The 21413-nt window shown below is 72.5% G+C and carries 15 protein-coding genes; 7 read left to right on the forward strand and 8 right to left on the reverse strand.

What is annotated here, in order from left to right; genetic code table 11:
* Positions 1–105: 105 nt before the first annotated feature.
* Positions 106–879 carry a GOLPH3/VPS74 family protein gene (locus IE295_RS30960; RefSeq protein ID WP_190067108.1) on the reverse strand — a complete coding sequence of 258 codons (774 nt, stop codon included), beginning with the start codon at positions 877–879 and terminating at the stop codon, positions 106–108.
* A gap of 233 nt (positions 880–1112) precedes the next feature.
* Here IE295_RS30960 and IE295_RS30965 point away from each other — a divergent pair, with 233 nt between their 5' ends.
* The 4 genes from IE295_RS30965 (at position 1113) to IE295_RS30980 (ending at position 7446) form a co-directional block, all read left to right on the forward strand.
* Positions 1113–3692, forward strand: a complete 2580-nt coding sequence (locus tag IE295_RS30965) for a D-alanyl-D-alanine carboxypeptidase family protein (protein ID WP_224323496.1) — start codon at positions 1113–1115, stop codon at positions 3690–3692.
* Between the two features lie 220 nt (positions 3693–3912).
* Positions 3913–5793: a glycosyltransferase family 87 protein gene (locus IE295_RS30970; protein WP_224323495.1), complete on the forward strand. Its 1881-nt coding sequence runs from the start codon at positions 3913–3915 to the stop codon at positions 5791–5793.
* A 189-nt stretch (positions 5794–5982) separates the two neighbouring features.
* Positions 5983–6579 carry a GVDTG sorting domain-containing protein gene (locus IE295_RS30975; protein ID WP_190067109.1) on the forward strand — a complete coding sequence of 199 codons (597 nt, stop codon included), beginning with the start codon at positions 5983–5985 and terminating at the stop codon, positions 6577–6579.
* Positions 6580–6756: 177 nt separating this feature from the next.
* Complete coding sequence (locus IE295_RS30980; RefSeq protein ID WP_190067158.1) at positions 6757–7446, forward strand: class F sortase; 690 nt, start codon at positions 6757–6759, stop codon at positions 7444–7446.
* Here the strand turns inward: IE295_RS30980 and recQ are convergent.
* The 7 genes from recQ to IE295_RS31015 form a co-directional block, all read right to left on the reverse strand.
* On the reverse strand, positions 7443–9497 hold the full coding sequence (gene recQ / locus IE295_RS30985; RefSeq protein WP_190067110.1) for a DNA helicase RecQ: 2055 nt from the start codon (positions 9495–9497) through the stop codon (positions 7443–7445). The genes IE295_RS30980 and recQ overlap by 4 nt on opposite strands.
* A 66-nt stretch (positions 9498–9563) precedes the next feature.
* Positions 9564–11600 (reverse strand): restriction endonuclease, encoded by a 2037-nt coding sequence (locus IE295_RS30990; RefSeq protein ID WP_190067111.1) that lies wholly within the window; start codon positions 11598–11600, stop codon positions 9564–9566.
* A 154-nt stretch (positions 11601–11754) separates the two neighbouring features.
* A complete protein-coding gene (locus tag IE295_RS30995; RefSeq protein ID WP_190067112.1) occupies positions 11755–12459 on the reverse strand; it encodes a tpaF in 705 nt (234 codons plus the stop codon).
* Complete coding sequence (locus IE295_RS31000; protein ID WP_190067113.1) at positions 12456–14084, reverse strand: nitroreductase family protein; 1629 nt, start codon at positions 14082–14084, stop codon at positions 12456–12458. Before IE295_RS31000 ends, IE295_RS30995 begins: the two co-directional genes overlap by 4 nt.
* Before the next feature lie 15 nt (positions 14085–14099).
* Positions 14100–14738, reverse strand: a complete 639-nt coding sequence (locus tag IE295_RS31005; protein WP_224323494.1) for a TOMM precursor leader peptide-binding protein — start codon at positions 14736–14738, stop codon at positions 14100–14102.
* Positions 14735–16081: a YcaO-like family protein gene (locus IE295_RS31010; RefSeq protein WP_190067114.1), complete on the reverse strand. Its 1347-nt coding sequence runs from the start codon at positions 16079–16081 to the stop codon at positions 14735–14737. Before IE295_RS31010 ends, IE295_RS31005 begins: the two co-directional genes overlap by 4 nt.
* Positions 16082–16127: 46 nt before the next feature.
* Positions 16128–17204: a hypothetical protein gene (locus IE295_RS31015; protein ID WP_190067115.1), complete on the reverse strand. Its 1077-nt coding sequence runs from the start codon at positions 17202–17204 to the stop codon at positions 16128–16130.
* A gap of 195 nt (positions 17205–17399) precedes the next feature.
* Here IE295_RS31015 and IE295_RS31020 point away from each other — a divergent pair, with 195 nt between their 5' ends.
* The 3 genes from IE295_RS31020 to IE295_RS31030 all read left to right on the forward strand — a co-directional run bounded on the left by IE295_RS31020 (position 17400) and on the right by IE295_RS31030 (position 21363).
* Entirely contained in the window at positions 17400–17543 is a 144-nt protein-coding gene (locus IE295_RS31020; protein WP_190067116.1) for a thiocillin/thiostrepton family thiazolyl peptide, read from the forward strand.
* A gap of 228 nt (positions 17544–17771) precedes the next feature.
* On the forward strand, positions 17772–20429 hold the full coding sequence (locus IE295_RS31025) for a lantibiotic dehydratase (protein ID WP_224323493.1): 2658 nt from the start codon (positions 17772–17774) through the stop codon (positions 20427–20429).
* Positions 20404–21363, forward strand: a complete 960-nt coding sequence (locus IE295_RS31030; RefSeq protein ID WP_190067118.1) for a thiopeptide-type bacteriocin biosynthesis protein — start codon at positions 20404–20406, stop codon at positions 21361–21363. Before IE295_RS31025 ends, IE295_RS31030 begins: the two co-directional genes overlap by 26 nt.
* The last annotated feature ends 50 nt before the right edge of the window (positions 21364–21413 follow it).

The following is a 21413-nucleotide window of genomic DNA, read 5'->3' on the forward strand; positions in this document are numbered from 1 at the left end:
CCGCCGCCCCGCGCGCTGTCGCGGCTACCGGACCGGCTCGTGGGGACTGCGGTGCGGTCGGGTGGAGCGGAAGGCGATGCGTGGTTCAGCGGCTGCTGAACCGTTTCACGAGACGCCCGCGCGAGCCATGACGCCCCGGTGCTGCGCCTGCTGCGCGGCGGCCACCCCGGCCGCCTCGGACGGGGGCCGCACAGCCGTGCCCCGGCGTCCCGAACCATTGCCGCCGGCCGTCGCCGGCGCCCGCCGCGGCTGCGCCGCGACGCCGTTCTGCACGTCCATCACGGCGTGCGCCACCAGCCCGCCCATGGGGTCGTGCCGGATCAGGTCCCGGAGCCGGGAACGCGAGGAGCGTCCCTCGTTCCCCGGGTAGAGGTGCTTTCCGAGACCGACCGCGTGGGCCAGCGCGGCGAGCGCCGCGGTCCGCGGGTCCGGCGGGACGCCGGTGCGGATCGCGCTGTCCAGCCGGGCCCTGATCTCCCGGCTGATGGCCGTGTCCGTCGCCTGGTAGCGCGTGGTCGGCAGCACCCCGCACATCTGTCCCGCCACGGCATGCACCATGCCGCACCGCTCCAGGTGCGTGAGATACGTCTGACGCAGCCCCAGCCGGGGCCCGCCGATCCAGTGGACGGCCCGCACCGGGCTGCCGCGACGGCGCAGCAGTTCGAGCGCGGTGTCCAGCGTCGGATCTCCTGTCGGCCGTGGGTGGACCACGGCGATACGATCCCCGTCTGGGGCTATCCGTCCGGCCAGAGCCAGCTCCACGAGCTGCGCTCCGGCGAGACCGAGGTCGAGCGACTGCGGCTGCGCCGTGGTCCCCGTGGCCGGGTCCAAGGCGAGCAGCAGAAGCTCCTCCGGAATTGTTCTGCGGCTCCTGCCCATCCATGCCTCCCCGCGTGGATGAGTGACAGGGTGACCCCTCTCACATTGGTCTGTCGAGAGTGCGTGGTGGCTTCGGGCGGGAACCGGTAGGTATGTCGTCTCGTCTTGCACGTGGGTGAAGACCCGACGATGTCCTCTGACGTACGGTGCGCTGCGACGCGACGGTGGCAGAGGACACTGGTACACGTTGAGAGCATCGGGGAGCGGGGCGACCAGTCGCCCCGCCTCGGCGTATGGCGCGGGAATTCGAGGAGGCATCGGTGGCGGGCGAGTCCCCCGACAAGTCGGAGCAGCGGAAGTCGTCGGGGGAGACGACTGGCACGACCGGCAGCGAACGCGATCCCAGGCTCGGAGTCATCCGGGAAACGGGGTCTTCGGTGAAGACGGCGGAGAAGCCGGCGTCGGCCGCGTCCGGCTCCAAGGACGTTTCCCCCAACTCCTCCGACGACGCCGCGGACGCGGCCGACGTCGACGCCGGATCGGGCCCCGACAAGGGCGCTGACAAGGGCGCCGACAAGCGTGCTGACGGTGCCTCTGCGTCTGCAAAGGCCTCCGGCGGCGACGACCGCCTGAAGGCCGCTGTGGAGGCGTGGGTGGCCGGTGCGGACGAGGACGGCGCCGAGGGCGACGCCGACGCCGGCGATGCCGAGGCCTCCGCTCCCGCGGAGAAGCCCGCCGCGAAGCCCGCCCCTGCCGTCGACAAGGCGACCGCGGTCTTCAAGACCGTCACGCCGAAGGACGCCAAGGGCGAGAAGACCGAGAAGGCAGAGAAGACCGACGAGGCCGGCGAGGCCGACGAGGACGCCGCGAGCGCGAAGGCCGACAAGGGCGACAAGAGCGACAAGGGCGAGAAGCCTGCCGCCGATCAGCCGACCGCTGTCTTCCGCACGATGTCGCCGAAGGCCGACAGCAAGGCCGACGGCAAGACGGACAAGTCCGAGAACGCCGACAAGTCCGAGAAGGCCGGGAAGAGCGCGAAGGCCGACGAGGCTGACAAGAGCGGCAAGGACGAAAGGCCCGCCTCCGACCAGCCGACCGCCGTCTTCCGCACGATGCCGCCGAAGGCCGACGGCAAGGCGGGCGACAAGCCTGCGGCCGCCGACAAGCCCGCCGTCGACCGTCCCACCGCGGTCTTCAAGACCGTCGCGCCGAAGGACGCCAAGGACGGCGCCAAGGACGGCAAGGACGGCGCCAAGGGCGACTCCGCGGCCAAGGACGGCGGCAAGGACGCCAAGCCCGCCAAGCCCTCCGCCGACCAGCCCACCGAGCTGCTCAAGGCCCCCACCCCGCTCCCGACGCCCGGCCAGGAGCGCAAGAGCCAGTTCGTACCGCTCAAGAAGGACGACGAGGCGCCCGCCAAGCCGGCGGCGCCCAAGCCCGCGACGCCCAAGGCGGCGCCCGCGAAGCCGGCCGTGCCCACGCCCGCGCCCGCCAAGCCCGGCGTCCCGGTGTCCGTCACGCCGCCGGCCGCGACGCCCGGCGGTGCCGTTCCGCGGCCGCAGGGGCCCCAGCAGCCTCCGGCGCCGCTGGACCTGCTGGCCCAGCTGACCAACACTCCGCCGCCGCCGGAGACGCCCGTCCGCACGTTCGCGCGCCGGGTGAAGATCTGGACGCCGCTGGTGATCCTGCTCGGGATCGTCTTCGTCGTCGTGCAGTCGTTCCGGCCGCTGCCGGACCCGAAGCTCTCGCTGGGCTCGAAGAAGTCGTTCACCTTCGCGGGCGAGAAGCCCGACATGGCCTGGCCCCAGCAGGGTCAGTCCGCGGTGAAGGTGCTGGGCTCGGGTGACGTGGGCACGTCCGGCGACCAGAAGCCCGTGCCGACGGCGAGCGTCGCCAAGGTGATGACGGCGTACGTGATCCTCAAGGACCACCCGCTGAAGCCGGGCGAGAAGGGCTCGCCGATCACCATCGACGCCCAGGCGGCCGCCGAGTCCCAGGCCAAGGACGAGTCGCGCCTGGTCGTCACGGAGAACCAGCAGTTCTCGCAGTACGACATGCTGCAGATGCTGCTCATCCCCTCCGGCAACAACATCGCCCGCCAGCTGGCGCGCTGGGACTCGAAGTCCGAGGCGGATTTCGTCACGAAGATGAACGCCGCCGCCAAGGACCTCGGCATGACGAACACCACGTACACCGACCCCAGCGGTCTCAAGGAGACGACCAAGAGCACCGCCACCGACCAGGTCAAGCTGGCCGAGGTGGTCATCAAGAACCCGGTCATCCGCGAGATCGTGGGCAAGCCCAACGCGGCGATCCCGGGCCTGGGCGAGCCGATCTACAACAACAACGACAAGCTGCTGACCAAGGGCACCGGCGTCCTGGGCGTCAAGACGGGCTCCAGCGGCCCGGCCGGCGGCGCGCTGATGTGGGCGGCCAAGCGGACGATCGACGGCAAGGAGCGGCTGATCGTCGGCGCCACCATGGACCAGCGCAACCCGAAGTCGACCGACGCCAACGCCCACCTCAAGGTGGTGCTGGACAACAGCTACCAGCAGACGCTGGCCGTCCAGAAGTCCCTCACCTCGGCGCCCGTCGTCAAGAAGGGCGACGTCGTCGGCTACGTCGAGGACGGCCTCGGCGGCCGCACCCCGGTCGTGGCCACCAAGGACGTCACGGCCGTGGGCTGGGCGGGCTTCACGACCAAGTTCACGCTGAGCGACGCCGGCCGCAAGATCCCGCACTCGGCGAAGGCCGGGACCGAGGTCGGCGAGCTGACCGTGGGCAGCGGCGCGGACGCCGTCAAGGTGCCGGTGGCGCTCAAGGCGCCGCTGGCCGAGCCGTCCTTCGGCTCGAAGCTGACGCGCCTGGGCTGACGCGCCTGGGCCGACCCGCCTGGGCCCGACCGGCCCGGGCCGGGGCGCGCGGGCCGCACGACGGCTTCCCGGTCCGTACTCCGCGTACGGACCGGGAAGCCGGCGCACGGCCCCGCTGACCTGCGGAGAGTGTGTGAGGTCGTGGGGGTTCGCCCGCCACGGGCGGGCATGCGTGAAGATGGGGGAGTAGGACCTTGGGGGAAAGACGGGGAGAGCCGCAGTGACCACCGTGGGGCCGGCGCGGGCCGGTATGCCGGGAGAGCCGGACAGTGAGAGATCCGGCGACGGCGACACCGGACCGGACCCGGCGCCCGGGGCGCCCGGCTGGCGCCGCCCGTCGTGGGCGGTCGTGCCGGGCCACCGGCGCGACGGCGAGCGCCCGCTCCTCACCCGGACCGTACCCTTCACCCTCCTCGTGGCCGCCGTGCTGCACCTGCTGTGGGTGCTGGTCTTCGCCAACAGCGGCGGCGACCTGGCGGCGCAGGACGCGTGGGCGGAGTTCGCGCTGCAGCATCCGGAGTCGGCGTACAACCTCGCCTGGTACGGCGGGATGCACCCCGTCTCGTACAGCGTGATCTCGCCGTACCTCATGGCCCAGCTGGGCGTGCGCACCACGATGATGATCGCGGGCACGGTCTCGGCCGGGCTGATCGCGCTGCTGCTCGTGCGCAGCCGGGTCGTGAAGCGGCCGCTGTGGCCGGCGCTGTACGGGACGTTCGCGCTGCTGTGCAACGCCATCTCCGGGCGGGTGACCTTCGGGCTCGGCGTGATGTTCGGGCTGGCGGCCGTGGCGACGATCTTCGCGTGGCCGGCGTCCTGGCGCGCGGACGGCCGCTACCGCTGGGGGCGGGCGGCGCTGGCCGGGCTGATGGCGGGGCTGGCGACGGCCTCGAGCCCGGTGGCGGGCCTGTGCGTGGGCATCGTGGCCGCCGCGCTGTGGCTGGGGGCGCGCCGCCCGGCGGCGTACGCGCTGGGGATCACCCCGGTGGTGGTCGTGGCGCTGTCGGCGTGGCTGTTCCCGTTCTCCGGGCAGCAGCCGATGACGTTCGCCTCGACGATCCTGCCCCTCCTCGCGGGCATCTTCGGGCTGGCGTTCACGCCCTCGTCGTGGCGCACGGTCCGCATGGTCTCGGGGCTGTACGTGCTGGGCGTGGTGCTGGTCTGGCTGATCCCCTCGCAGATCGGGACGAACATCTCCCGGCTGGGCATGATCTTCGGCGGGGTGGTGCTGGTCGCGGCCCTGACGGAGCTGAAGGTCCCGTCGCGGGCCGAGCTGCTCAGGCGCGGCCGGGTCTGGACCGCGTCCGTGCTGGCGGTGCTGACCCTCACGGTCTGGCAGTCCGTCAACTCCATCAGCGACATAGTGCACACCACCCCCGCCGCCTCCTGGGCCCGCGAGCTGGCCCCCCTGGTGGACCGGCTGCAGCGGGTGGACGCCTCCCGCGGCCGGGTCGAGGTCGTGCCGGCGCGCAGCCACCGCGAGGCCTCGGCGCTGTTCCCGTACGTCAACCTGGCCCGCGGCTGGAACCGGCAGGCCGACCTCAAGCGCAACCCGCTCTTCTACGAGGAGGGCCTGCTCACCCCCGCCAGCTACCGCGACTGGCTGGCCCGCTGGGCCGTGCACTACGTGGTGCTGCCCACCGACGAACCGGACAACGCGGGCGTCGAGGAGGCCAAGCTGGTCCGGGCCGGGCAGCCGTACCTGCGCGAGGTGTGGTCGGACGACAACTGGCGGCTCTACGAGGTCAAGGACCCCACCCCGCTCGCGGACCCGCCGGCGACGGTGGACAAGGTGGAGGCCAACGAGATCGTCGTCACCGTGCGGCGGCCGGGCGTGGTGCGGGTGCGCATCCCGTACTCGCCGTGGCTGGCGCTGGTGGACCAGCAGGGCAAGCCGCTCCAGCCGCCCAAGGCCGGGCCGCGCGGCGAGCCGCCGGTCAACGTCCACGGCTGCCTGACCAAGCAGGTGCAGCCCGCGAAGGCGGGCGAGCCGGAGGACGACTGGACCCTGCTGCGCGCCCCGCGCGCGGGGACGTACCGCATCGCCTCGCCGTACAAGCTGCCGCGCGGCACGGGCTGCCCGGAGGATCTGGTGCCGTGACGCCCGCGGGGCGGACCGCGAGCGGGACATGAGTCGAACGGGTGACCGAGGGTAAGGCCTCGGTCACCCGTTCGTCGTCCGCCGGGCTGCGGGGTGCGGGAATCGCGGCTTCGCTCGGCATAGAGGAGCGCGGAAACCCGACTCCGCTGCGGCACATCGGCGTGCCGCGTCCGCGCTCACGGAGGAAGCATGCGTACTGCACGAGTGCTCACCGGGGCCGCCCTCGCCATAACAGCACCGGTCCTGTCGAGCGGCACCGCGCTCGCCGAAGAAGCCTTCGGACAGCTGGAGGTCAGCCCGAGCAGCGTGCGGCCGGGCGCGACGGTCACGGTGAACACCTCCGCCTGCGGCCCCAAGGGGCACGGCACGGGGGACGCCAGCGCGGTCGGCGGCCCGGCGTCGTTCGAGCTCACGCCCGGCACCCACAAGGAGGTCGTGGTGGGCCGGTTCAAGGTGCCCGACTCGGCCAAGCCCGGTACGTACGGCATCGGCGCCAAGTGCGACGACGGCAAGGAGGCCACGGGCGACCTGATGGTCACCGAGGGTGCCGGCGCCAAGCCCGCTCCTGCCTCGGCCCCCGCCTCCGCCCCCGCTTCGGCGCCGGCCGTGCCGAGCATGCCGGCGACGCCCGCCTCGCCCCCCATGGGCGGCATGAAGACGGGCGTCGGCGGTACGAGCGAGAGCTCGGGCACGGCCGAGATCGTGGCGGGCGCGGCCGTCCTGGCCACGGCGGCGGTCGCCGGCACCTGGTTCCTGCGCCGCCGCGGCGGCGGCAGCCGGGCCTGACCGAGGCCCTCCCGGGTGCCGGCCGGTCCGCCCCTCGGTCCCCGGACGCGCGCGCGGCGTCCGGGGACCTGGGACGGCCCCGGCGGCTTCCCGGGCAGCGGCGCCTTCCTGCGCGCCGCGCCCGTGCCCAGGGGGCGTCCGGAGGGCCGCGTCGAGCGCGACGCCCGGCGCAAGGCGGTGCTCGCGGCCGTGCTCACGGTCGCGCTGCTGGTGGGCAGCTGGCTCATCGAGCACGGCGCGAAGGACCAGGCGCCGCCGCCCCAGCCCTCCAGGGCCGAGGCGTTCGCCGCACCGGACGAACCCCTGCTCGCCCCGCGCCGCGACGCGCGGTCCGCCCCGCCGCTGCCGCCCGCCGCCCCCACGCGCGTGGTCGTCCCCGCCATCCGGGTCGACGCCCCGCTGATGCCGCTCGGCCTGCTGCCCGACCGGAGCCTGGCGAGCCCGCCGGAGTCGGACACCAACCTCGCCGGGTGGTACGCCGCCGGCACCGCGCCCGGCGCGGCCGGCACGGCCGTCGTCGCCGGGCACGTCGACAACGACAGCGGACCGTCGGTCTTCTACAACCTCGGCGCCCTGAAGAAGGCCGACACCGTGGAGGTGGCCCGCGCGGACGGGCGGACCGCCGTCTTCACCATCGACGCCATCGAGGTGTACGACCGGCAGCACTTCCCGTCCGCGAAGGTGTACGGCGCCTCCGGGCGGGCCGAGCTGCGGCTGATCACCTGCGGCGGCGGCTTCTCCCCGGAGGACGACGCCTACCTGGGCAATGTGGTGGTCTACGCCCACCTGACCGGGGTGCGCGTGACGCCCCGGCCGGCGGGCGACTGGAAGGCCCCGGCCCGAAACCGAGGCCCGAGGGCGCCCTAGAACTCCTCGAAGGGCGGTTCCTCGTCGCCCCAGTGCGGCTCCTCCTCGGGCCACGGCGGCTCGTCCCCGGCCGCCGGCCGGGGCGCCGGGCGGCTCTCCGGGCGGCTCGTCGCGCGCGGCGCGGGGACCTGCGGCGCCGGGGCGTGCGGTGCGTCCGGCACGGCCGGGGCGTCCGCCGCCGGCGGGGCCTCGCCGAGTCCCGCGAGCACCTCGAGGATCTGCTCGCCGTACTTCGCGAGCTTGTTCTCGCCGACGCCGCCCACCGCGGACAACGCCTCGAGCGAGCCCGGCCGGGCCGTGGCGATCTCGCGCAGCGTGGCGTCGTGGAAGATCACGTACGCGGGCACGCCCTGCTCCCGCGCGGCCGCCGCCCGCCAGGCGCGCAGCTCCTCGAAGACCGGCACCGCCGCGGCGGGCAGGTCGGCGGGGGCGGCGCGCTTGCCCGTGCCCGAGGCCTTCGCGGACTTCGCCGCGCGGGCCGGCTTCTTCGGCTCGCGGCGCAGCGGCACCTGACGGCGCGAGCCGAGCACGTCCGCGCTGGCGTCGGTGAGGACGAGCGTGCCGTAGTCGCCCTCCACGGCCAGCAGCCCCTGGGCCAGCAACTGCCGCACCACGCCCCGCCATTCGGCGACCGACAGCTCCGTGCCGATGCCGAAGACGGACAGGGCGTCGTGGTCGAACTGGATGACCTTCGCGGTCTTCTTGCCCAGCAGGATGTCGATGATGTGGCCCGCGCCGAACTTCTGCCGCCGCTCCCGGGCCAGCCGGAAGATGGCCGAGAGGAACTTCTGGGCGGCGACCGTGCCGTCCCAGGTCTCCGGCGGGGTCAGGCACGTGTCGCAGTTGCCGCACGCGGTGCCCGGCTGGCCGAAGTACTCCAGCAGCCGCACGCGGCGGCAGGAGACCGTCTCGCACAGGGCCAGCATGGCGTCGAGGTGGGTGGCCAGGCGGCGGCGGTGGGCGTCGTCGCCCTCCGAGCCGTCGATCATCTTGCGCTGCTGGACGACGTCCTGCAGGCCGTACGCGAGCCAGGCCGTCGAGGGCAGGCCGTCGCGGCCGGCGCGGCCGGTCTCCTGGTAGTACCCCTCGACGGACTTGGGGAGGTCCAAGTGGGCCACGAAGCGGACGTCCGGCTTGTCGATGCCCATGCCGAAGGCGATCGTCGCGACCATGACGACGCCGTCCTCGCGCAGGAAGCGCGACTGGTTGGCCGCGCGCGTGCCGGCGGCGAGGCCCGCGTGGTACGGCAGGGCCTCGATGCCGTGCTGGGCCAGGAACGCGGCGGTGTCCTCCACCCCCTTGCGCGAGAGGCAGTAGACGACGCCCGCGTCGCCGGCGTGCTCGGTGCGCAGCAGCTCCAGCAGCTGCTTCTTCGGGTCGTTCTTGGGCTCGATCCGGTACTGGATGTTGGGCCGGTCGAAGCTGGCGACGAAATGCCGGGCCTCGCGCAGGTTCAGCCGGGTCGCGATCTCCGCGCGCGTGGCGTCGGTGGCGGTCGCGGTCAGGGCGATGCGCGGGACGTCGGGCCAGCGCTCGTGCAGCGCGGACAGGGCGAGGTAGTCGGGCCGGAAGTCGTGGCCCCACTGGGCCACGCAGTGCGCCTCGTCGATGGCGAAGAGGGAGATCTTGCCCCGCTCGAGCAGCCGCAGCGTGGCGTCCACGCGCAGCCGCTCGGGCGCCAGGTAGAGCAGGTCCAGCTCGCCGGCGAGGAACTCGGCCTCCACCGTGCGGCGTTCGTCGAAGTCCTGCGTGGAGTTCAGGAAGCCGGCCCGCACGCCGAGCGCGCGCAGCGCGTCGACCTGGTCCTGCATGAGGGCGATCAGCGGCGAGACGACGACGCCCACGCCCGGCCGGACGAGTGCCGGGATCTGGTAGCACAGCGACTTGCCGCCGCCGGTCGGCATCAGGACGAGCGCGTCGCCGCCGGCGACGACGTGCTCGATGATCTCTTCCTGATCGCCGCGGAAGGCGTCGTAGCCGAAGACGCGGCGCAGGCAGCTCAGGGCGTCGCTGCCGGCGGCGGCTTCGGTGATCGTTGTGGGGTCGGCCATTGAAGAAGTCTACGAGCCACCGCCGACACGGGGCGGTGGATCACGCGATCGGGCCGGGCCGGGCGGTCAGGCGACGTCGATCCCGTACTCCCGCACCAGCGCCTCGAGCCCGCCCGGGTACCCCTTGCCGCCGATCACGAAGTCCCAGTCGCCGTTCGCCCGCCTGCGGAAGGAGCCCAGCACCAGCGCCTTCTCGCCGGGCCGCCCGTCGGAGACCTCCAGGTGCCCCAGGTCGGCGCCGGAGGCGTCGGCGAGGCGTATCCGGGCGTCGGTGAAGTGCGCGAGATCGGCCTCCGGGTCGACCTCCGGGTCTATGGCCGCCACCAGCACCAGCCGGTCGGCGCCGGCCGGCAGCGCGTCGAAGGCGACCCGCAGCGCCGCCCTGTCGGTGAGGGTGGGCTCCGCCGTGCGCACCGAGCCGTCGGGGGTGCGGGGGTTGTTGTAGAAGACGAAGTGATCGTCGCTGAGGACGCGCGTGCCGTCGCAGACCAGCGCGCAGACGTCGAGGGCGACGCCGCCGGACCAGGACATGCCGAGCAGGTTGTGGTCGTCGGTCGGGGCGGCTGCCGCCCGGCGGCCGCGCGGGGTGCCGCCTCCCAGCCGCCCCCGCAGGCCGTGCTGCGCCAGCAGCTCCACGAGCTCCTCGCCGGAGACCAGCGTCAGCGGCTTGCCGTTGGCGAAGGCGTACGAGCCGGGGCCGAACCCGGAGGTGGTCACGAGCACGCCCTTGTTGGCCCCGGCCCCCTGCACGGTGCCGTACAGGTCGCGCACGGCGGTGGGCGGCACGGTCTTGCGGTAGCGCTTGACCTGCACGATGATCCGGCCGCCGCTGATCGGGTCCGGGTCCAGGGCCTCGACGTCGACGCCGCCGTCGTTGGAGCGCTGGGTGGTCACCGCGCGCATGCCGCGGGCCCGGAACAGCTCGGCCACCAGTCCCTCGAACGCGACGGGGTCCATCTCGAAGAGGTCCGGGGCGTCGTCGCCGCCGTGCGAGACGACGCCGCGGCCGACCTCGTCGGGCCGCCGCCCCGGCCGCACGGCCGCCATCTGCTCGGGACGGGCGGACAGCTGCCCGCCGAGCCCCCCGGTCAGGCACTCCACGGCGCTCACCTGCTCGAGGTGGAGCCCCGCGAAGACGCTCCGCGAGACGGTGACGGCCGCGAGGAAGATCTGCGCGGGCCGTCCGGTGGCCGGGTCGTTGCCGTCCACGAACCCGTTCAGCGCGACGGACTCCAGCGCCCCGAACCCGTCCGCCGCGAACAGCTCGTGCACCGCCAGCAGCACGCACTGCGCCAGCACGTCCCGGTACAGCGCGCGGCGCTGCGTGACGGGCCGGGGCACCTCCTTCTGCTCGTCGGCGTTGATCATGTAGCGCACGGACTTCGTCTCCGGGACGACGTCCACGTCCGGCAGCTCCCAGTCGAGCACCAGCTGCCGGGCGGCCGGGTCGTAGGCGGCGGCTATCCGGTGGGGGAAGTCCTCGGGCCAGGCGCCGGAGGCGTACAGCGCGGCGGAGAAGTACTCCACCACCGCCTCGGGGTCACCTTCCCGCAGCGCCGCCGCCATCTCCCCGATGCCGGCGTTGTACTCCCGCGTCTCCGCGAGCGTGGCCGCGGCCCACTGGTCGTACTGCCGCCGGTACGCCTCCAGCTGCCGCAGCCGTTCGGCCTCGGCGGCCTGCGCGGCGTACCAGTCGTTCTCGAACCCCCGCCGGTCGCGCTGGTAGCGGGGGTCGTAGGGGTCCGGCATGACCACGGGCTGCGCGAGGTGCCCGGGGTTGAAGGGCTCCAGCCGCTCGGGGCGGGCCAGCGCCGCGGTGGTGAACGCCGGCGCCCGGCAGCCGGCCGCCAGCATGCCCTCCAGCGTCGCGACCTTCTCCTCGAGTTCCTCGGTCAGCGCCCGCGCCTCGGCCTCCCGGCCGGCCCGGTACGCCCGCTGGCGCTCCCGGTCCTGCCGTGCCAAGTCCCGTTCGTGGGCGCGCTGTCGCCGCTCCTGTTCCCGCTGGTCGAGCACGGCGGCCCGGTGCCGGGCTTCCTGCTGGCGCTGCTGCTGTCGTTGGGCCTCCGCCCAGATGCCCATCAGCCCACTGGAGCGGCGGCTCATGGATGTGTCCCTTCCCCAACGACTACGGTCCCCGCCGACTTTAACGGCCCGTATGACAAAACGATCACCGCATCGCAAATCTCCCCCCGACGGGAAAGAGCCCCTCCGCGCGGCCGCGCGGAGGGGCTCTTTCCCGTGGGGCCGAGTCTGCCGGTCAGCTCTCGAGGGGGTGGGCGTACGTGGTGGCCAGGAGGGGCTGGCGGGTCACTCCGTCGCCGTGCACCAGATGACGCACCGACGAGGGGATGAATCCGCCGAACAGCGTGCCGACGAGCCCCTGTGTCTGGAACCGGAGGTTGAAGTCGTAGGTCGCCATCGCGGCCCGCGTCATGCAGACGCGGTAGCCGTGGGATCCCGCCCAGCTGTCCGCCCGGTCCAGGTCGCCGTACACCGCGACGATCCCCGCCGCGGTGGAGAACTCGCGCTGGACGCCGAGGTCCTCGGCCGGTCCGAGCTCGTCGAGCCCGGCCAGGAACTGGGTCTCCTCGGCGGTCACCCGGTAGACGCCCGGCGCGGCGGGGCCCTCGCTGCGGAACGCGAAGACGAAGGCCTCCAGCGCGCCCGCCGCCCCGTCGAGCCCCCAGTCGTCACGGTCCCGGCCCAGCGCCTCGCGCAGCAGCGTGAGGATCACGTCGGTGCGCACCGGCTGCTCGCCGTATTGCAGGACGGACCGCCGGCGCAGGAGCGTGTCCAGCAGGTCGTGGACCGGCCGCAGGTCCTCGGCCGACGGGGCCGCCCCGGCGGGCACGGCGTCCGCGAACGGCACCGGCCGGCGCTCCGCGGCCAGGCCGTCCGATGAGCTCGTCCGGGAGGTGAGGCCCTCCAGGACGGTCATCATGGTGTCCAGGTCGCTCCTCATGCCGTACCTCCCAGGGTCGCGACGGCCACGACGGGCTCGTCGGCCGGTGACGTGCCGAGCACATGGGCCAGGGCGGCGTCGTCCCAGTCCGGTGCCGGGGCGAAGCCCAGCCCCAGGTGTCGCGCGACCTCCCGGGCACTGGTCAGCCCGCAGCCGGCGTCCAGGAACGCCAGCCGGAAGCCGAACGTGCCGTATTTGGTCATGACCTTCTTCAGATCGCCGGTGACGACGATGTCGCACGGCGCGTCGCCCGGGGGCACCTCGCTCGAGACGGCCGCGAGCGTGTGGCTGCCCACGGCGTACGCGTAGACGCCCCGGGGCAGCACCCGGTCGTCGCGCAGCACCACGTAGGCCGTGGTGCAGCCGATGTTCCCCGCCGCCGCGGTCCAGCGCTTGACGCGCTCCGGCGTGGTCTCGTCGTCCTTGATGCCGAAGGCGATCTTCAGCACCAGTCCGAGGGAGTCCACGGTGAGCGGGACGTCGCCGGGGGACTCCTCGTGCCGTCCGTCGCCGGCGAGCACGGAGGGATCGGGGGCCGGAAGCGCCGTGTGCGGGCGGCTCGGCCAGTCCTTGAACTGCGACTGCAGACGCAGGTTGGACGCGTAGTAGTGCGCCTGATGGTCCTTCGGGGACAGGAACGCACGCGGCGGGATCGCGACCGAGGCCTCGTAGACGGCGCCGGCCGGTGCCTGCGCCGCGACCGGCCCCGTCGCGTACGAGCACCGCGGGCACCCCGGGCGGCTGACCGCCGGGCGGTAGGTCGTGGCGAGGGTCACGGCGTCGATCACGCTGGAGTCGATCGGCAGGTGCGTGATCGTGGACCGCGCGACCAGTGCGGTGACGTGGTGCGAGGCCAGGCCGACGACCAGGTCGTACATGTGCTCGGGCGGCTCGCCGGACGGGGCCGCCTCACCGTGGCGGCCGCAGTCCAGGCAGGGCGTGATCGCGGGGTCGACGTACGGGCCGACGACGACCGTCTCCGCGTCGGCGCGCACCCTCAGCAGCGGACGCCCGTCCTTCCGGCACCGTTCCTCGGTGGCGGCCAGCAGCGAGGCCGACGAGGCCGTCTCGAAGAACACGGTGAGCTCGTCCTCGGCACCGGGCCGCTCGGCCGGGTCCTCGACCACCCGGCACACCCCCCGCAGCGCCGTCCGGGCGGCGGTGACGAGGGCGGAGTCGCCCTCGAGCCGCACCGGGCGCCGCACCAGCCGCGCCACGGCGTCCGCCCAGGACGGGTTCGCCCCGGTGGAGTTGCCCAGCCGGGAGAGGAAGACGGCGAGCTCGGGAGCCACGCTCGGCTCCTCGCCGGACGCGGCCTCCTCCACCACACCGGCCGTCCACAGCAGGGCCAGGCACTTGTAGACCGCCGCCTCGTCGAGCCCGAGCTCGCGCGCCAGCGCCGCGTGATCGCGGGTGCCGTCGCACGCCTCGGCCAACGGCACCAGTCCTTCGCGCGCGAACGCGCCGGAGAACGCCTGCCCCCGGTCCGCGCCGTCGAGCACCACGGAGTCCCCGGCCCGGCGCAGCCGCACCCCGCGTCGCAGGACGGGCCGGACCGGAACCGTCAGCTGCATGTCCGTACGCGCCGCCCGGCCGATCTGCTCGGCCTTCATCTCGGCAACCATGACCAATCCCCCTCTTTACTGCAGCAGTTCCGGAACCGGCATCGCGCTCGCCGCGCGCTCCTCAGCGAACCGGTCCCCGCACCGCGGGCACCGGTTCACCGACACCGTCGACGCGGCCGAGACGGCCCCCGAGACGAGGTTGAAGGTCCGCACGGTGCCCCCGATCCCCGTGACGCCCGAGGCGATCTCGGTCAGGGCGAGCTCCACCAGGCCCGAGGCGACGGCCAGGTGCTGCGGGCCGAACCCCTCGGACAGGCCGGACAGGGACGCGTCGATGTCGTAGTGGCGTGCCGAGCCCGCGTGCTGCGCGGCGCGCTTGCGGTGGCAGGCGAAGCACGCCGTCCTGCCCGGGACCACCACGGGCCCGCAGACGATGCGGGTCGGCTGCAGCTGGAGTCCGACGGACGGCGTGCCCCGCTCCGCGCAGATCCGGTCGATCTCGTCGCGGAGCTCCTCGTCGCCGCCGGAGTGCACGGCGACGACGACGTCCGCGGGCGGTGCCACGCCGTCGCGGAACTCCTCGAAGGACACCTGCCGCTCCGGAGGAACACCGCGGTGCTCCATGAGTCTTTGGCCGAAGGTGTCACCGATGACGTACAGGACTTGCGGGCGCGGGTCGTGCGGCATGCTGCTCTGCTCCTTCTTCGCGCTCACGCGAACGGCTGGTGCTCGGGGTTGATCGCGTCCTCGGGGTGGCTCGGGTGGCCCATCGCACGGGGCGCGTCGTACAGGCGCTGCGTGCCGAGGAAGCGCTCGCCGTGCACGAACGACACGGGCATCGCCTCGGGCACGAGCACCTTCACGGCCCGCATGCCGACCTGACGCGCCTCGTCCGTGGTGATGTCGGCGACGAGCACCTCGGCGCCCCGCGCCGCGAGCCGGGAGACCGCGGTGTCCAGCGGGTCCGCCCCGGCCGGCAGGCCCGGCATGCCCTCGAGGCCGTACGACGGGCGCTCGCCCTCCAGCAGGAAGTCGAAGACGTCGCGGCGGGCGCGCGCCCCGTTGTGGACGGCGCCGCCGACCACGCTCACCTTGGCCGGGTCGAGCTCGCGCCCGGCGTAGGCCGACACGTAGCCGCGCAGGGCGACCCGCAGGGAGGACAGCTCGCGGTAGACCTTGCCCAGGGCCCGGTCCGGATCGATGTCGCAGGTGGCGGCGACGACCTGGGCGAGGGTGGGATCGGCGTCGGAGAGCTGCACCGCGTAGATCACCGGCACGCCGAAGTCCGTCGTCGCGTCGAACAGCCTCACGCGCAGGTCCGTCGAGGTGCCGACGCGGTAGTACTCGCGGGTGACGGGGTCGAGCCGCTCCGGGTCCACGACCAGCTCGGGCAGCCGCAGCCGCTGGAGCCAGACCATCGCGATGGCGTCCCGCTCGACGACCTCCAGCAGCCCGCCGAGCACGGCGGTCCGCACGTCGGAGTGGACCGCGGCGCCCGTGGTGATGCCACGGGTGAACCGCTCGGACTCCGACTCGTAGGGCATGTGCAGATAGACGGAGATGGCGGGCACGAGCACCGGCACCCGCCGGGTCAGCGACCACGCGCGCACCCAGCGGATCGGGACCGACGGGTCGTACTCGGCCAGGCTGCAGTCCTCGCGCGCCAGCTCCGTGGGCGACAGCCGGGGCCACCGCGACGGCGACACGAACTCCTCGTCGAGGTCGTTCTCGGCGGCGACCACCATCGCGTCGTCGTCCCACGCGCACGTGGAGTACCGCTCGAGCGCCTCCGCGATGGAGATCAGCTCGGCGCGTTCGGGCGTGAGCCCGGTGCCGGCGCCGTCGGCGTTGCCCAGGTCCTCGTCGTGGGCCCACGTGTGGAGGTTGGCGAGCGCGCGGGACGGGACGCCGAGGTACGCCAGGTGGACCGCGAAGGACGGTTCGCCCTCGCGCACCGGCAGTGACGCGGTGCGCGAGACCAGTCCGTACGGCGAGACGAGGTCCTTGAGACCGCGCAGCTCGGCCGAGATGTGCTCCTGGGGCCTGCTCAGATCCATGTGGTTCTTCTTCCTGCGGTCGTGTGGTCTCCGTGCTCGCGCCGCGTCACTCCGCGGCCGGCGCGGAGACCGCCGCCATGCGCCGGGCCAGCCCGTCGAGCTCGTCCTGGAGCACCTGCATGGGCTTCCCGGCCACCTCTTCGTTGGCCCGGGCGGCGACGTAGCAGAAGACGTAGCGCTCCGCCAGGCTGAAGCCGAGGGTGTACAGGCAGCTGTAGAGCATGCTGGTCTGCAGCCGGAAAGCCATGAAATCGGCGTCGCGGTTCATCAGTCGATCCAGCTCGGCACTGGGCGGCGTATGGAAACGCGTCGGTTCGACCGGACCGCCTCGCTCGCGGACGAGATCCTCGAGCGTTCGGCCGGCGTTGACGACGGTACCGTCCAGGAAGTCCTTCGCCAGCGAGCCGGATCTGGACACGATGAACTCGGACCAATCCCGGACCGGCGTATCGACGGTCAGTACGTTACCTGGATCGCCGCATTCCGCGATGAATTCCCGAGTGATGGATCCAACCTGTTCATAGAACCTTGCGCAGGCCGCTTCGAAGGATTCCGGATCCTTACTGCGCGCATAGATCGCCTCGTAATGGGAGCGGTAGCTCAATAGGCGCAGGGATAGCAGATCCCGGAATGCATACCCCTCGAGGTCTCTTTGCGGAGACTTCAGCAGGGTCGATCTGCTGTGCGCGACCATGAGGCGGATCGCATCAAGCGCCGGCGTCAGTGAATCCTGTTCATGCATCGTGCGATGCATGAACGAAACGAGGATCGGTGCGGCTTCCTGGAAGAGCCGCTTGGAGGAAGCGGAGAATCCAGTTCCGTCGAAGCCAGCGTTCCAGAGGGGCGACGGGACCTGGTCCAGAGGCGTCTCCTCGATCTGCGGTGTGCAACCGAAGGTCTGGGCCACGCTGCGCAGTTGAGCGCGGAAGGCATCGGGATCGGTGACCCCGTCGACGCTGATCTGCAGGACCTCAGCGCCGGCCCGGCCGTCCCACGTACGGACGAAGTAGTAAGGGCCGTGATTGCTCGTGCGCTCGGGCGAGAAGAGCTCTCCTATGAGAGGCGCGAACGTCTCCTTATAGGTGGAACCCTCGGGCTGCGGGATGGTGACAAACAAATGCACAGGTAGATCCCCCCAGATCTGAGCCCGCCCAGATCGGCCGACGCGTGTACTGGCCGCCGACCGTAACTCACATGATCATCATCGTGAAGGGAGAGTGTGGTGTGATCCACGCCACCTCGAATATCGCTTGCATGCCGCTCGATCGAATAGCTAACTTCTGAGCACACCAACAAACCCAAAAGGGGGTGCTTCAAAATGGAGCAGCAGATGGACCTCAACGTCCTCGAGATCTCCGACCTGATCGCCGGCGCCGGCGAGAACGACGACCTGGCGCAGGTCATGGCCGCCTCGTGCACGACCAGCAGCGTCTCGACGTCTTCCTCGTCGTCCTCGTCCTGATCCAGGGCCAGTAAATAGTTGAGCCACCGTCGAGGTGCACCTCGGCGGTGGCTCAGCTGTTCTTTTACGCGCGTAATCAGAAATGTTTAAACCGCGAACTTAACCGGTTCGGTGGAATGACAGGCGGGCTCCGAAGCGACGGGCCCCCTTCTCCACGGCCCGGCCCCCGACGTCCGCACGCCGTGGTGAACCGGGCCCGCGTGACGAAGCTGGGGGATTCCTATGGGTGTGAGTGTCAGTCCGTACGTCGTCTACCGACGGAGCAGACTCCCACTGGGCGAGCTCGAGGGGATGTCGTTCACCACCGCCTGGTCGCGCGTCGACGAGCTGCACGCCCTGCGGGAAGAGATCGGCAAGCGGGCCGCCGGCCTGTCCGACCGTCTCGGCGAGGCCGTGCCCACGCTCGACGACGGCCCCCGGGCCGACCTGATCCGGCTGCGCCGCGACGTGCACAACCTGCGGCACGACCGGGTTGCCGCACGCCTGGAACCGCTGCGCCCGCACCTGGACGCCGGGACGCTCGACGAGCTCGAGACCTGGTGCGCCCTCGGCGTGCGCGCGGAACAGTGCGAGCGCGAGGGTGAAGAGGCGCTCGAGAGCGAGAAGAAGCAGGCGGTCGCGGGCTTCCGCGCGCTCTTCGAACACGACGCGATGGCCCGGAGCATCCAGCTCTCCGGCGACCAGCTCTACCGCGGCATGCACGACTTCGTCACGGGCGACGCCGGATCCCTCAAGCCCAGCAAGGCCAGACTCCGGGAGTCGTCCCTCGTCAACTTCGCGTACCGGGCGGCCCTGAAGCCGTCGCCCTTCGGGCGCTTCACGGAGATCGGCGCGTTCCCTCCGGACGACCCGTCCGCCGCGGCGCCCGCCCGCGACCACGGGCCGGACGCGTCGGACGCATCGGTCACGGTGCTGAACCGCCTGCTCGTGAACTGGGTGCTCGCCGCACTGCCGCGCATACCGGGCGGCCTGGAGACCGGGCACCTGCTGCTGAACTCGACCCTGCGGGCCGGCGCCGAGGCGATCGAGTTCATCGGAGTCGCCCCCGGAACCCATGACGGCGAGAACATCGCCTCCGAGACGGTCCTCCGGATGCGCCGCGAGGCCATGTTCGACACGCTGCTGGCCGCGATGCCCGACGGATCGGCCCCCGCCGCCTCCGTGCTGCGCGCGCTCACCGCCGTCACCAGGAACGACGAACTGAGCCGCAAGGTCGTCCACGGCCTGATCCGGGCCGGCGTCCTGTTCTTCCGCCCCGAGGTCGACGATCACGACCCCGAGTACTCCGCGAAGGTCGACGGGATGCTCGCCGCCGGCGGCACGGCGGAGACGGCGGCGCTGCGCGAGCACTTCACCGAACTCAGGCGCCTGGAGGCGGACTTCGCCGCCGCGACGGCCGAGGAGCGCCAGCGGCTGCTCGACTCGGCGTACCGGGCGATCAACGACATCGCCGAGCTGTGCAAGGTGTCCCCGCCCCCCGAGTCGGTCCTGAAGTCACCGGTCTTCGAGGACACCCCCGCCGCCACGGCACCCCAGGCATGGAGCCTGCCGACGGTGGAAGGGAGCCTCCCCGCCCTGACGGGCCTGTGGCGGCTGGCCTCGATGCTGGACAACGGCCAGGTGAAGCGCATCGGCCTGCACGCCTTCGCGACCCGTGTGCTCGGGGACCGCCGCACCATGCCGTTCCTGGAGTTCTTCAAGGCGTTCTCGTCGCTGAGCGACCAGGACCAGCTCGATGTGCTCATGGGCCGGGGCGTGGCGGCGGCCGAGACGTACCGGGCGCAGCGGGCCGAGGCCCTGAGCGTGATCCGGGAGCGGCTCGTGCCCGGGGACGGCGCCGTGCACCTGGACCCCGCGGACATCGAGCGGGCCTGCGCGGGCGTGGACGACCTCCTGGACACCGAGTCCGTGACCTTCCGGGCGCAGTTCGCCCGCGGGGTGCTGCCGGACCGGGAGCGGACCCTGGTCGTGAACGGCCTGCTCACCGGATACGGCGTCTACTTCTCGAGGTTCGGCTCGTTCGTCGAGGGCACCGAAGGCTGGTCCCTGCGGGAGGCGCAGCGGAAGCACCTGGCCGACCGGTTCCCCGGCCAGGTCGACCTCAACTCCGTGCTCGGCTTCAACTTCAACCTCCACCCCCCGGTGACCCCGAGCGTCGTGAACTACCCCGGTGCGGTGACGCTCGGCGCGGACCGGACGGTGTACGCGCCGGAGCGCCTGGAGGTCCGCGCGGACCACGCCACCAGGTCGGTGCGCCTCCACGACCCCGCGTCGGGGGAGGACCTCGGCCTCGTGCCCATGAACTTCCTGACCCCGGTCGGGGTGCCGCTCCTCTACCGCCTGCTCGAGGCGCTGTCCCCGTCCAACCGCTACATGTGGAAGCCCCTGGACGACATCCGGGACGTCGGAGGCTCCGTCGAGTACACGGGGACGACGCCCCGCCTCGTCGTGGGCGACGTCGTGGCCGACCGCAGGTCCTGGACCGTGGCCGCCGCGGACATCCCCATGCTCCAGGACCTGAGCCGGGACTCGTACGAAGCACTCGTGGCCTTCGACGCGTGGCGCCGGTCCCAGGGCCTTCCCCGGCACGCCTTCGTGCTGTGCCAGACGGCCGAGGAGCGCGACGTGATGGCCGGACGCGGCCGGAAGGTGACCCGCAAGTGGGCGGACTACGCCCACCTGCGCCGCGCCAGCGTCCACAAGCCGATGTACGTCGACTTCCGGAACCCCTACCTGGTCCGGAGCTGGGCCAAGTCCGCGCTGTCGCGCGGCGACGTGCTCGTGTCGATCCGCGAGTGCCTTCCTTCGGTGGACGACTACGGCCCGGACACGGGCTGGACCGCAGCAGAGGAGTTCTTCGTTGAACTGCACACAGACAAGCAGTGAGCGGACCGGGACGGCCCAGTGGCGTCCGGTTCACATCCACATCCCGCCCTCGCTGCACACCTCCTTCCTGTGCGACGTGGTCGGCCCGCTGCTGAAGGACGAGGGGCTTCAGGACCACTTCTTCTTCCTCCGGTACTGGCAGGGCGGGCCGCACGTGCGGCTGCGGATGCTCTGCGGTCCGGAGGCCCGCCCGGCGGAGGCGGCCGAACGGGTCGTCGAGGGCCTGGCCCGCGCCATGCCGGAGTTCGATGCCGAGGCCCGCGAGGAGTACGCGGTCGGGCTGAGGCTCCAGGACGAGCTGGCACGACTGGAGGGGGAGACCTCCCGGGAGGGGCAGCCCCTCGGCGCCCTCGCCCCGGTGGTCTACGAGCCGGAGTTCCGCAAGTACGGCGGCACGGAAGGGGTGGCGATCGCCGAGACCGTCTTCCGGAAGTCGTCCGTGGCGGTCCTCGACCTGCTGGCCCGGCAGCCGGCGGCCGCGGGCGCCGGACGGGCACCGGTCGGTGAGGCCGCCAAGATCATGGTGATGTTCCTGCACGGGGCGGGCCTCGGCCCGGAGGCCGCCACGCGGTTCCTGCGCGAGTACGAGGACTACTGGCGGAAGTACGCGCCCGAGAACGTGCAGCGTGCCTGGCCGAAGATGTACGAAGGCGTCTCGTCGCAGCTCACGAACCTGTGCGCCGCGGTCTGGCGCGGCGAGGGCACGGACGACGTCTTCCACCGGATGAGCGTCGAGGCCACCGCCCGCGCCCGTGCCGTGTGCGGCGCCGAGCCCGACGCCGACGTCCACGAGCTGCGCCTCGACGGCACGCCGTACCTGAGCTGCGTCTCGAACTACGTGCACACCACCAACAACCGTCTGGGGCTGATCCCCGCAGGTGAGGGGCTCGTCGCCTACCTCGTCCGCAGGGGCCTCGAAGGACTGGTCGGCTAGCGGACGCCGAAAGCCGGGCGAGTCGACCTCGCCCGGCTTTCGGCTGCGCC

Origin of the sequence: Streptomyces griseocarneus, assembly GCF_014655595.1 — a bacterium.
Lineage (GTDB): Bacteria > Actinomycetota > Actinomycetes > Streptomycetales > Streptomycetaceae > Streptomyces > Streptomyces griseocarneus.